The organism is Geminocystis sp. NIES-3708 (assembly GCF_001548095.1).
In the GTDB taxonomy this organism is placed as follows: domain Bacteria; phylum Cyanobacteriota; class Cyanobacteriia; order Cyanobacteriales; family Cyanobacteriaceae; genus Geminocystis.
This window is the reverse complement of sequence record NZ_AP014815.1, coordinates 3408024-3421435: the sequence shown is the minus strand read 5'-3', so window position 1 is coordinate 3421435 and position 13412 is coordinate 3408024. Positions and strand designations below refer to the sequence as shown.

At 31.7% G+C, this 13412-nt stretch carries 12 protein-coding genes; 7 read left to right on the top strand and 5 right to left on the bottom strand.

What is annotated here, in order from left to right:
• Positions 1 to 79 precede the first annotated feature (79 nt).
• The 6 genes from GM3708_RS14960 to GM3708_RS18105 all read left to right on the top strand — a co-directional run bounded on the left by GM3708_RS14960 (position 80) and on the right by GM3708_RS18105 (position 7418).
• Positions 80 to 1459, top strand: coding sequence for a TldD/PmbA family protein (locus tag GM3708_RS14960; protein ID WP_066348617.1), 1380 nt, complete (start codon positions 80 to 82; stop codon positions 1457 to 1459).
• Between the two features lie 34 nt (positions 1460 to 1493).
• Positions 1494 to 2612, top strand: a complete 1119-nt coding sequence (locus GM3708_RS14955) for a DUF389 domain-containing protein (protein WP_066348614.1) — start codon at positions 1494 to 1496, stop codon at positions 2610 to 2612.
• 345 nt (positions 2613 to 2957) lie between these two features.
• The gene (locus GM3708_RS14950) at positions 2958 to 3866 is read left to right on the top strand and encodes a sulfotransferase family protein (protein ID WP_066348611.1); all 909 of its coding nucleotides are present in this window, start codon (positions 2958 to 2960) and stop codon (positions 3864 to 3866) included.
• Positions 3867 to 3924: 58 nt separating this feature from the next.
• Positions 3925 to 5217, top strand: coding sequence for a lipopolysaccharide biosynthesis protein (locus GM3708_RS14945; protein ID WP_066348609.1), 1293 nt, complete (start codon positions 3925 to 3927; stop codon positions 5215 to 5217).
• Between the two features lie 166 nt (positions 5218 to 5383).
• Complete coding sequence (locus tag GM3708_RS14940; protein ID WP_066348606.1) at positions 5384 to 6070, top strand: bifunctional 2-polyprenyl-6-hydroxyphenol methylase/3-demethylubiquinol 3-O-methyltransferase UbiG; 687 nt, start codon at positions 5384 to 5386, stop codon at positions 6068 to 6070.
• Between the two features lie 214 nt (positions 6071 to 6284).
• Positions 6285 to 7418, top strand: coding sequence for a glycosyltransferase family 4 protein (locus tag GM3708_RS18105; protein ID WP_071827628.1), 1134 nt, complete (start codon positions 6285 to 6287; stop codon positions 7416 to 7418).
• Positions 7419 to 7495: 77 nt separating this feature from the next.
• Here GM3708_RS18105 and GM3708_RS14930 read toward each other — a convergent pair whose 3' ends face one another.
• The 5 genes from GM3708_RS14930 to GM3708_RS14910 form a co-directional block, all read right to left on the bottom strand.
• Positions 7496 to 8110 (bottom strand): GAF domain-containing protein, encoded by a 615-nt coding sequence (locus GM3708_RS14930; RefSeq protein WP_066348603.1) that lies wholly within the window; start codon positions 8108 to 8110, stop codon positions 7496 to 7498.
• Positions 8111 to 8539: 429 nt separating this feature from the next.
• Complete coding sequence (rpmF, locus tag GM3708_RS14925) at positions 8540 to 8716, bottom strand: 50S ribosomal protein L32 (protein WP_066348601.1); 177 nt, start codon at positions 8714 to 8716, stop codon at positions 8540 to 8542.
• 73 nt (positions 8717 to 8789) lie between these two features.
• Positions 8790 to 10007, bottom strand: a complete 1218-nt coding sequence (locus tag GM3708_RS14920; RefSeq protein ID WP_066348599.1) for a response regulator — start codon at positions 10005 to 10007, stop codon at positions 8790 to 8792.
• A 292-nt stretch (positions 10008 to 10299) separates the two neighbouring features.
• Positions 10300 to 11049 carry a YebC/PmpR family DNA-binding transcriptional regulator gene (locus GM3708_RS14915; protein ID WP_066348597.1) on the bottom strand — a complete coding sequence of 250 codons (750 nt, stop codon included), beginning with the start codon at positions 11047 to 11049 and terminating at the stop codon, positions 10300 to 10302.
• Between the two features lie 205 nt (positions 11050 to 11254).
• Positions 11255 to 11929 (bottom strand): hypothetical protein, encoded by a 675-nt coding sequence (locus GM3708_RS14910; RefSeq protein ID WP_066348595.1) that lies wholly within the window; start codon positions 11927 to 11929, stop codon positions 11255 to 11257.
• Between the two features lie 174 nt (positions 11930 to 12103).
• Between GM3708_RS14910 and GM3708_RS14905 the strand changes: the two genes are divergently transcribed.
• Positions 12104 to 13285: an ATP-dependent 6-phosphofructokinase gene (locus tag GM3708_RS14905; RefSeq protein ID WP_066348592.1), complete on the top strand. Its 1182-nt coding sequence runs from the start codon at positions 12104 to 12106 to the stop codon at positions 13283 to 13285.
• Positions 13286 to 13412: the final 127 nt, after the last annotated feature.

The window sequence follows — 13412 nt, the reverse complement described above, 5'->3', positions numbered from 1 at the left end:
TATAAAAATAAATATTTGTTAATTAAGCATAACTAACAAACATTTACACTATTCTCTATTACTTATTTCCTACTTAAAAATGCAAGACTATTGTAATCAACTATCAGATTTAATTAACCGTTATCGACATCGAGTTGATTTTTTGACTATTCGCCTAGAAAAAGCGGAGGGTAGTAATATAGTTTTGCGTGGTAATCAGGTGGAAACCTTGAGTGAAGGAATATCTTTAGGCGGGCAGGTAAGGGCTTGTTATAAAGGGGGCTGGGGTTTCGCTACTTTTAATGACTTAAGCCAACTGACAGAAAGAATTGAAGATGCTATTACTTCCGCTCGTTTAGTAGGGGATGATGAAACAATTTTAGCGGGTATATCTCCTATCCAAATAAACTGTCAATTACCTCTGACGGGTTCAAATCCTCGTGCAATTTCACTTTTTCACAAAAAACAACTTTGTGATCATTATAATCAGATTCTAGGGGAATACCATCCACAAATTATTACTTCTAGTGTTAGTTATCGAGATTCTCAACAAACAGTTCTATTAGCTACTTCAGAAGGAAGTATGATTGAACAATCTTGGGTTGACTGTGAAATGAGGTTTAGTGCTACCGCTAAAAATGGAGAATTAGTGCAAACAGGAAGAGAAACCACAGGTACAAGAAAAGCCTATGAAGATTTAACAAACTTAGATATTTCAGTGGAAAATGCCGCCAAACGAGCTATCAATGCCCTGAGTTTGCCTTCTGTCAAAGGTGGTACATATGATGTGGTCATTGATCCAATTTTAACAGGTTTATTTGTTCATGAAGCCTTTGGGCATTTATCAGAAGCAGATATGGCTTATGAAAATCCTGATTTATTAGAAGTTATGACAATGGGGCGTAAATTTGGTGAAGAGTTTTTACAGATTTTTGACGGAGCAATGCCAGAAGGACACCGAGGCAGTTATTATTATGATGATGAAGGTACACCAGCTACCACAACACAATTAATTAAAGATGGTATTTTAGTTGGGCGATTACATTCCCGTGAAACGGCGGGAAAATTAGGAGAAAAACCAACTGGTAATGCTAGATGTTTAAATTATCATTATCCTCCTATCGTTAGAATGACAAACACTTGGATTGGTAGAGGAAAAACTCCTGTCGCTGATTTATTTAGCAATATCAAAGAGGGAGTTTATGCTAGTAATTGGTTAGGTGGCATGACTAACGGCGAAATGTTCACCTTTACTGCAGGAGAAGCATGGATGATTAGAGATGGTAAGATTTCAGAACCCGTCAAAAATGTTACTTTGTCAGGTAATGTCTTTAAAACCCTAGCTAATATAGAAGCCATTGGAAATGATTTTTTCTGGGATGAATCAGGCGGTTGCGGAAAAGGTGGGCAAAGTGGTTTAGCGGTAGGTTGTGGTGGTCCTAGTTTGCGTATTAAGAATGTAGTTATTGGCGGAGACTAAAAAAGAAGTACTTTATTGATATAAGTAAAAAATCATGTCAGAAAAATCATCTCAATTATTTAAAGGGAAAAAAATTAAAGCCTTGTTTCGCTGGTTAAGAATGGCTTTTTATCGTCTGATTCCCCCGACTGAAGCAGAAAACGTTAAATCCTTACATCAAAAATTATCCTTGGACTCTTCATGGAATACTGATTTTATTTTATGCAGTGTTTCTGCTTGTTTAATCGCTACATTTGGCTTACTTAGTAATAGTGCCGCCGTGATTATAGGTGCGATGATTGTCGCTCCTTTAATGTTACCCTTAAGAGGTTTAGCTTTTTCCGCTTGTGAAGGAGATTTAAAATTATTTCGTAAGGCTTTATTCTCGATAATCGGTGCAACTTTACTCGCTATTTTTCTTTCTAGTTTGATTGCTAAAATTGTCTCTTTCCCTGATGTCGGCTCAGAAATCATAGCACGGACTCAACCCAATTTATTAGATTTAGGTATCGCCATCACCGCAGGCGCTATTAGTGGTTTTGGAAAAGTTCGAGAAGGTATAAGTGAAACTTTAGCAGGTACAGCCATTGCCGTTGCTTTAATGCCCCCTCTTTGTGTGGTAGGAATTTCTTTAGCAATGGGTAATTATGATTTCGCCAATGGTGCATTTTTGTTATATTTAACTAATTTATTGGGTATAACTTTAGCTTGTATGATCGCTTTTATCCTTTCTGGATATACAAAAGTAACTAAGGCTTTAGGATGGACAACTTTACTAACTCTTTTGTTAATGATACCTTTAGCTTCAAGTTTTTTTCGTTTATTGCAACAACAACAAATCGAGAAAGAAATTAATCGACAATTAATTAATGAAACGATTACCGTTGGTAGAGATGTTGAAAATGTTAAAGTCAAAGTAAGATGGACTTCCGAACAACCGATCATTACTGTTATTCTACAAACAGATAAAAATATTTCTCCCAACCAAGTCAGGTTAGTGGAAGAATATCTTCGTAAACGACTTAATCGCAATTTTGAGATAATATTTTCGGTAATCCCCATTAAAAATATTACAAGAAAAAATCCCCAAAATCCTGTTATGGAATTTCCTTTAGATGGTGATAACTATACTCTGCCCGAAAACGATAATTTTAAATTTTTCCAAAACCAATAAAAAAAATTAGGCTTAAATGCTGTGGTGATTGTAGTCAAAGAAACACAATCATTCAATGTCATACTGATATTGAACATTTTGCTAAAAATCAAGAAAAAATGGGTATTGAACGAATATCAACAAAATCTTATACACATCTTCAAATGAAAATCCATCTGTTGGAATATTAGTTTAACAAATATGATCTTTATTAATTTCTTTGTTAAGTTTGTCTTATTTAAGTTTAGTAAGTCCTCTTACTACCATTAATTATATAATTACCCTCAAGAGAAAAAAATTAAACTGAAAAAAGCAAGTCAACATATTTCGTTTAATAATTATAAAAAAGAAATAAATAGCAATTATATGCACGATAATAATCCACAAATAAAAAATAATGTTGGTTTTGCTATTGGCACTGGAAGGTGTGGTACTAATTTTTTAGCAAAATTACTAGAATTAGAACCACAGGTCAAATCAACCCATGAGAGAAATGCACTTAATGAAACTTTTCATCGTTATTGTAAATGGTATAACCTACCAGTAGATCATGAAGGTTTTTTAAACACCAAACAAAATGAAATATTTGAAGACTTGAAAAAAAACAGTTATTCTTTTGAAGCTAGTGCTTTTTTATCTGTTTCTGTTAAAGAATTATACGAAAGATTTGGGGCTAAATTTATACTTTTAGTTAGGAGTCCAGAAAAAGTTATCAACTCCTATCTAGTAAAAGGATGGTATGAAGATCAATTCCTTCAGAAAAATCATAATTTAGCTTTAGGTTATCAAAAAAATAAATCATTTCATCATTTTTTGGGAAGACCAGCCCCCATTGGTGAGAAGTTTATGCAATGGCAAACCATGACAAGGGTAGGAAAACTAGCTTGGTATTGGAATGAACTTAACTCTAGAGTCATTAATTTGTTTGAACAAATACCACAGGAATATTGGAAAATTCAAACGTTAGAAGAATTTAACTATCAATCTTACATAGAAATAGCAAACTTTTTTGGTTTTCAGCCCGAAGTCACACTTAAGCAGTTTGAAAATCTGACAAATAAAAAACCGAATGGCTTTACTGAAGTACCTACTATTGTGAACTGGACAGATCAAGAAAAAATAGAATTTGAACAAGAAGTCCAATCAATGGCAAAATATTTTGGTTATCAATACCAAATTAATTTACTTCCAATCCCAAAAACATATCCCATCACCTTTAAACAGAAATTTGTCAAAACACTTAAAAAAATCAAACGAATTTTGCTTTCTACCTAAAAGTATATCGGAGTCACTATAGTCCCCATATTTTATGAGTATATCAATAAAAAATTTAATGAAACATTCCTCCTATCTCTTCGCAGGAGGTATTGGTTCAATGGTGTTACGGTTTGCCCAAAATATCTTTGTGGCTAGGGCTTTAGGAGCAGAATTATTGGGAGTTTGGAGTACAATAGTTTCTTTCTCTGTCATAGTTTCATCTTTTTTTGCTTTTCGTACCCAAGAAGCTTTAACTCGTTATTTAGTAGAATTTAGAATAAAAAACGAGTCAGAAAAAATCAGATTACTACTGGCTACTGCTATTATTACCGATATAGCAAGTAATATAATCCCATTCTTATTTATAGTTATATTCTCACCTATAATAGCAACTAATTTAGCACAAGGACAAGCTCAACCTATTTTATTTATTCTCTATGCCACATCATTTTTAGCTCGTTCTTTTGATAACACATGGTATTGTGTTGCTCGTGATCTCAAGCGTTTGGGAAAACAATCTTTACGTCAAATTGTTATTACTTTTGTTCAGGTGGCTCTGATTTCCATTCTTTATTTTGTACAACTACTCAACTTGTACACAATGACTATTCTGATTAGTTTTATCTCCATAGTTAATTTTATCGTTGTAATAATTTTTCTCAATCAAGAGTTAAAAGAAGGTTACAACATAAAAATTATGTCTTTGCCATGGCATAATTACTTCAAAAGTTTTCGACAACTAAACCAATTTTGGAACTTTATGTTTTCAACATATATTTCAACAACTTTTTCTAGTCTGATTAAAAATATTGATATACTTATTTTAGGTGCTTTTACTTCTAATAAAGAAGTCGGAATTTATCAGTTAGCAAAAACATTATCTAGCTTCTTACAAGTAGGAACTCAATCATTAACTTCCATCATATATCAAGATTTTAATGAGTTAATCGCTAACCGTCAAACACAAAAAATCATTCAAGAGTTGAAAAGGATTTCACTGAAGTTAATTCCCATTCTCACTTTAACAATGATTTTAGTCTTCTTGCTCATATATCCTTTTATACTATTTTTCTATGGAGAAGAATTTATTAAATCTTATCCTTTATTTATTATAATTTCATTAGCCTTTACTGTTTCTCTCATTTTATTTTGGGCTCAAGCTTTGATTTTGAGTTTAGACTATCATAGATATAGAGTAAAGGTCATAATGCTGAGTTTTTTTATAGAATTATTCTTCATGCTTGTTTTTCTTCCTAATTTTGGTAGTTTCGCCATGGCGGTGATTACCTCGGTAAATATGGTGTGTATTAATTTAGTATTTGCAGTTAAAGCAGTCAAAGAAGTTCGGAATATTATTTATAAAACTTAAGAAACAAATTATGCTTTGACTACATTCAATCAGAATGACAAGAAAAAAGCGGCAGTCAATATTACTTTTTACGTTTTCAGTCCTAATTTTATTTTTTATTTTTTAATTTATAAGTAAAATTAAAATACTTATACAAAATTTACCCACATTAATTGATTGACCAAAAATGGATAATCGCCTGACTCGACCTAATGTTCACATATCCTACAACCAAAAAATTCGCCCCTATCATTTTGAAATAGCAAGATTATTTGAGAAATATTCTTCTGCATCTTGTGATTTATTAGAAATCGGATGCGGTTTAGGGCATACACTGGAATTAATAAAAAATAAAAGACCAGATACTAGGATTTTTGCAGCAGATATTGACGAGCATTTACTAACTACAACAAACAATAAAGTAACATTACATAGATCAATTCAGATTGATCCAATGGGAAATCTTGAAGACTTATTTGATTTGAAGTTGACATTTGATTCTATTATCATGTCTCATGTTCTTGAACATACAAAGAGACCTTATGATGTAATGAAAGGGATCATTAAAATGCTTCGTCCTAACGGAATAGCAATAGTTGCTGTGCCGAATCCTGTTCGCCCCACTGTATTTTACGGTAATATTCTTAAGCGCAACTACGTCAATCAGGGTCATGTATATTCATGGGATAGATCTCATTGGATTAATTTTCTTGAACGTATTTGTTGTTTGAACGTTAAGGAGTATTCTCAAGACTATGTTCCTTTACCATGGCTGGACAAATTTGGCATTTTTAAGCCACTTGAAATTTCTTTATCGTCATTTTTTCCTTGGCTATGTTTTTCAAACATAGCTGTGATCAAGAATAAAGAATGAAAACATTAAGAATGATTTATTTAAAGTAGATGTTAATCAGATTACTTTTTATCTTTAAATTGGAATCTATCAGTTATAAAAAATAACAGCTACTGCTAGAGTTGCAAAATCCAATATTCGAGATTAATAACACTATTCATCGAGTACTTAAAATTATTCCGATTAAATCTATTATCCAGGATAGACATCTTACAAAATGGAAATTAAAATATAGATGAAAATAGCTTATATATCATGGTCTGGCATACCTTCTCGCTCCGCCAACAGCATCCAAGTTATGAAAATGTGCGAGGCTTTCACGAAAAACGGTCATGAAGTTCTCTTATTTGCCAAAAACCAATCAAGTTTAAATTCTGAACCAGAAGATATTTATAGTTTATATGGAATTGAAAAGAAATTTGATATTTCTTATTTACCACCCTTATCCTTTGCTGGTGCAGGTTATCTGTATAGCATTTTAGCCTTACCCGCTTTATGGAAATTTAAGCCAGATGTTATCTATTGTCGATTAATTTCAGGATGTCTTCTCGGTTTATTTTTCAATATTCCTTCAATTTTTGAATCTCACTCCGACATAGGACAATCAGGAAAAGTAGCCGCAAAATTACTATCTTGGCTTGTTAATCAGAAAAAACCAACCAGAATTGTTACCATTTCTAATGCTCTGAAAGAATCTTTTGTTAAAAATTATCAAATTCCTGAAAAATTAATCTGTGTTGCCCATGATGGGGCAGATGATTTAGAGGAGAATAAGAGTAGTATATCCAGTGTTAGTTTTGACTCTGATATGTTTCGTGTTGGTTATATCGGTCAATTATATAATGGCAAAGGAATGGAAATTATTTCTCAATTAGCCCCTTTATGTCCATGGGCTCAGTTTCATGTTATAGGAGGAACGGAAGAAGATCTTAAAATTTGGAAGGAAAAAACGAATCAATTATCAAATCTGATTTTTTATGGTTTTTTGCCCTACTCTCAAACCCATAAGTATCGTTCCAGTTTTGATGTTTTAATTGCACCTTATTTGAATAAAGTTGGTATTGCGGGGCATCCTAATGGTGATGTTAGTAGATGGATGTCTCCTCTAAAAATATTTGAATATATGTCTGTTGGTAAACCAATTGTCACGTCTAATCTAGCAGTTTTAACAGAGGTTTTAGAAGATAACAAGACAGCTCTATTATGTAATCCTGATAATATTAATGACTGGGCAACGGCGTTGTCAAAACTCAGAGATGATTCTTCTTTCAGGCAGCTTTTAGGATGTAACGCAAGAAAAGAATTTTTGTCACAATATACATGGAAGGCGAGGGCAAATCTTGTTTTATCTTGTTTAAAAATAAGTTAAGTATGATCGCACATACTCCACTAACTGATAATCTTGAAATATTTTCGATGATATAAATAAAAAAAACTTAAAATTTTTTAACTGTTAATGGTTAATTGTAATCGGGCATGATCTAATGCTATCGCAATGGCAGGAGAATACATACTCATAAAATCTGCTATATCTTTAGTAAAATGTTCAGTTTCAGGATGAGTAAGAGTTAAAATACCTAATAATAGACTACCACGTAAAAAAGGAATACACAAAGCAGAACCAACTTTATAAGGTTGATTTGAAAAATGTAACCAGCGATTATCTTCATCAGCATTTTTGACAATAGCCATGCGGCGATAACGAGCAACCCATCCTCCTAAACCTTTGTCTAAAACTTCTCCAATTAAATAATCTTTTTCATCCCGCATCGTTGGACCACGAGCTAAAATACTTTCAGTAATAACTCCACGATCATCTAACATAAACAGACTAGCATCTTTTGCCCTAGTTAATTCCCTACTGACTTCAGTTATTTCCAAAAGAATAGAGCGTAACATAAGTTTGCCAACAGAAACATTACTCATCATTAAAATAGAGCGAAATAGTTTTTCTTGGGCTTCCATTGCTAATTTATATTTACTTAAGTCAGCAATATGACTTCTAAGAGAAGAAACTTCTAATTGTAAAGCTTGTACAGATTGTTGAGGTGGAAGATTCATACTAAGTAATAAGTTTATTCTGATTTAAGTTCTTTCATTATAGAAGTTAAATTTCTAATTATTTCAACAAATTTGTATTGTCTTTGAGAAAGAAAATTTATTCTCAGAAACAATGTTAGATTGAATTAGGGTTTGCCAAATGTGGTTATGAGAGTAAGCAATAACTTTATTGTTTTTAAAATCAGTAGTCAAAATTTAGTAGCCAATTATTTATAATTTCCAACGAATACAAACTCTTATGTGTCTGAATTAATCAAGTTTTTAGAGATTTTACTGAAGACTGAAAATGGAGGGTTTTAAACAGAAAAAACACTTGGAGATTAAAGGTTAAATAAAATATTTTTTGATTGAAAAAAAGTCATAAAATGAGAGGAAAAAAAGTTATTAAATTTATTTTTTTCCCTACATCAACTCAAAAACAATAGTTAACTACTCTTCTCCTTCTTCTTCCTCATCGGTAATATAGACAAAACTATTAGAGTTTCCAGTTAACACTGATTTACCTAAAGATAATGCTTTTTGTGCTTGTAATTCAGCTTTCTTAATCCAATGGGCACGACGTTGATTACGTTTAGATTTTGATGTTTTCTTCTTAGGTACTGCCATAAAGTTTAAATAATAATTTGATTATTGGACAATTTTACTATTTTAACCATAGTTGAGATACTCTGACAATATTTTAAATTTTTGTCTCTGTGGTCAACTCTAAAGTAGTTGCTGAATTATTATTTTTCGATCGCAAACAAGATTTAATTTTTGCTAAAACTTTTTCTTGATCAATTGGTTTACTTAAAAAGCCATTCGCTCCCACAATTTTACTTCTAACTCGATCTAACATACCATCATTGCTAGTCAGAATAATAATAGGAGTGTCTTTTAAAGAAGAAACCCGACGAATTTGAGAACAAATTTCATAACCATTAACAATAGGCATTACTAAGTCTAAAAAAATTAAATCTGGTTTTCTTTTCAAAATTTCTGGTAAGGCTTTAATGGGGTTTTGAATAGAAACATATTGATAACCTGCTTCTGTGATAATATGTTCCATTATCTGACAAACTTGTAAGCTGTCATCAATACAGAAAACAACTTGTTGATGAGTAGTCTTTGTTAATTTATAATTATTATTTGTGATGCCAATTAATGTTATTTGTAAAGGTTGATCTTTTACTTCAACTAAAGCAATTAATCCCTGTTCAAAATAAGGTTTTAACCAAACAGTAATCTTCAAAATAGTTAAATTTAATTTATCAGCTAATTCAATTAAAGGATATTTTCCATTTAATAAAGAGACTAATTTTTTATAAGTACTTTCTTTTCCTTTAAATTTTTGTTGTAATAAAACAGGATTTTTAATAATAGGTGCAAAGTTGGGATTCCAAAGACTTAATCCCATGTTGTGCCAATGTTGCCACTGATATTCGACTGCGGCTAATAAAGTTTCTATTTTGAATAAAGTAATAGACACTTTTAATCCTGATTCTTCTGGGAAATTGTCTTCTACAATAACAACATCATATTTTAATATTTCTTGATTTTCTGCTTGATAAATATCAAATAATATTTGTTTTATTCTTTCATCTATTAAAAATAATGCTTGTTCTTTTGTAATTAAAAATCTTTGTAATAAAGAGACAATTAAATAATAATTCCAACACTCAAATTCTTTTGCTTTGTTAATATCAATTAATTGATTGTCTAAATGAGGACAATATTTTGTTAATAATCTTTCCCATACCCGATAAGGATGATAACCGCCATCTGCCCAAATTAAACGACTAAGGCAGAAATATAACCGCCATTTGATGCCATTCGCATTTTTAACATCTATTCTACCTGTAAACTTTTTTCCTTGAAGGGATTGCAGTTTTTGCTTTAGTATTCCTGAACTACTCATTTCTTCCCCTTGACTTTCTTAACTAAAATAGAAGCGTAGATGACTAATTATCACTATCTCAAGGACAGGTTTAAATCCAGATTAATAACTGGTATAAACTAAGACACATCTAAACTACTGGTCAGAAAAATAGTTAAAATCAGATTTAATATATTTTCTGTGGTTTATTATTGGGTATTCTCTTGTATTAAATCGCTCGACTATGTGCGTTTTAGCTTATCAATGATATTTTAAGATATATAGAGCATAAAAGATTAATTTGTTGATTTTCTTAATAATAGTTAGGGTGATTTTACTCATTTTCGATTAATTCAAAATTTGCTGTGACATTTTGCACATCATCTAAAGATTCAAGAGTATCTATTAATCTTAATAAATATTTAATCTGATCTTGATCATTAATTTCTACTATATTATTCGGTATCCAACGAAGTTCTATTTCTCTAACACAAAAATTATTATTTGTCAAGATCTTATTAAGATTCTCTATCCCTTCAATGGTTGTAAAAATTTCCGCACCTTGATAATCTTCCTCGTCAATAATTTCATAACTATCTGCGTCTGCTTCTAAACAAATCTCTAACAACTTTTCTTCCTTTATCTTTCCTTCAATAGTGATAACCCCTTTTTGATCAAACATCCAACTAACACAACCAGTTTCCCCTAGATTACCACCATTTTTAGTAAAAGCTGATCGAATATCTGCGGCTGTGCGATTACGATTATCTGTCAAGGCTTCAATTAACACTGCCACTCCACCAATACCATAACCTTCATATCTAATTTCTTCTAAAATACTATCGTCATCGCTATACGTACCAGCACCTTTAGCGATCGCCCGTTCAATATTTTCATTAGGAATACTAGCTGCCTTAGCTTTTTCGATGGCTGTGCGCAACTGAAAATTACCTTCAGGATCTGGACTTCCATGACGAGCGGCTACAATAATAGCACGTGAAAGTTGAGTAAAAGTTTTACCTTTTTTAGCATCAACAACAGCTTTTTGTCGTTTAATATTCGCCCATTTACTATGTCCTGCCATAATTAAATTATAAAATTACTTCATCAAACTTTTAAAATGTCATTATCTCTAATTAGTTATCAATAATCAAGTTAACAACCAAATTTTAAAGCACAAGAAGCCAGTTGCGGTCAAAAAATGATCACTAAGTAAACCAAATGTAGCAAGAATAATAGCTTTGATTCCTCAGTTTGAAAAAATGCAAGTTAAATGCGTCTTAGCTGAATCAAAACACAAAATCAATAAATGCGTTTAATACTCCAGAAAAAAAACTACCTTCCCTTGGGCGAAAGAATTCAAAATTACCAGCCGTACCAAAAAAAGGACGAAGTGTCCATCCTAGCTGACTTCCGACAAAACCATATAAGACTAACCAGAATTTTAAAATATTCTTACGAACTTTAATATTTTGATCGTTATCATCATTATCAATGGGTTTCATGATTCGATATAAAAAAGAAACTCCAATAATACCCGTTAGGGCAAAAATAACCACATTTAATAATACAAAAAAAGGATAATCATTAACAGTAATTAAAAAAAACAAAACCACTGGTGCAAAACCACAAAGCAAAACAGCAATTACCGTTACAGCTGTTAATAAATAAGTGAAATGTTGAGCAATATTTTGTTTAGAACCAAATAATACATTAAAAATATAAAGAGTTGGCAAACAAATCAAAAGAGTTATCAGATAGAGTGCTGGTAATTTAATAGCGGAAGATAGTGCTTGTAGTGGACTATGAAATGTGCCGATAATAGCTCCATAGATAGCAAAGAAACAAAAACTTGAGAACATTAAAGATGAAATTTTACTTTTAAGATTAACACCGTCATAAATTTCTTCTAAAAAATTTTGGCGATCGCTTAATAAAATAATGACAGTGGAAAAGTAATTCATGGGGCTTAAGTATTCTTCCTGATGATTAAAAATTGACCATTTCTATCAACAAATCATAACAAATAAATCAAAAACACTATAAAGTTTTAGGCAATACAATAATGAGCTTTTTTTAAAAATAAGTGATTTAATAAATTAGTCAAGCAGTTAATTTATAATCAAATCATTAAAATTATGACTAATAAAAAAAGAATCGGTATTTTAACTAGCGGTGGAGATTGTCCTGGATTAAATGCAATTATTAGGGCTGTAGTCAAATATTCATATTTGAAAGGGTGGGAGGTTTTCGGTATCCCTCGTGGTACAGACGGTTTTCTTGATATTTCTAAAGGCGATCTACTGATTGAAGATCTTAAATTACAACCTCACGGTTATGATGTCCCCGGAGTTTTACAAGGACTAGATATATTACAGTTCATGAGTGGTAGTGTACTAGGTTCTCTTAGTAGAGGAAATCCAGCAGATGACCATATTACAGAACACATTCTTAAAGGTTATAATCTTTTAGAATTAGATGCTTTAATTGCCATTGGTGGAGATGGTAGCTTAGATATTATCTATGACTTAGCCAAAAAAGGAAACTGGAATCTAGTTGTTATCCCCAAAACCATTGATAATGATGTGGCATTTACTGAAAGATCTGTAGGATTTGATACTGCAAGTAATACAGTGACTCAAGCCTTGTATGATTTAACGTTTACGGCGGCAAGTCATGAACGTATAATGGTAGTGCAAGTCATGGGAAGAGATGCAGGACATTTAGCATTACACTCTGGTATTGCAGGAGGTTCTGATTGTATATTAATTCCTGAACTAACTCCCAAATTAACTGAAAAAACCATTGACGGCATTTGTAAATATATTGCTAAACTAAGAAAAGATAGACGAAAATTTGCCTTAATTGTTGTAGCAGAAGGAGTACACGGACTCAATAATCAAAAAGATCCTTATATAGGAGAAACCTTAGCTAATTTAATTAGAGAATATAGTCATCGCCTTTGTAGTAGCGACAATACGGATTATGAAGGTTTAGATCAAATAGATACTCGTGCTACAGTATTAGGACATTTACAACGTTGTGGTGTGCCTAGTTCCTTTGATCGTATTTTAGCTACCGTCTTTGGTATTAAAGCCTTACATCTCATTGAAGAAGAACGTTATAACCGTCTTGTAATATGGCAAAATGGAGCAGTAGAGAGTAAATCTTTAGAGCAAATCATGCCGATGATTAAATGGTGTCATCAAGAAAATACTTGTCCTGCTCCTGTAGATCCAGAAGGCTTCATGGTCAGAACAGCTTTATCTTTAGGTATTTATTTAGGAGAATCACATTTTCATCCTGATCATCATCAATAATTAATCACGTCTGTTTTTGAAGAGTTCAAAATAAGTTAGCAAAATTTAAAATACGTGAATTATTGTCACTGAAAGGATTACATTTTTTTCAATCACAATCAAAAAAAGTTAATAAATATTTAAAATA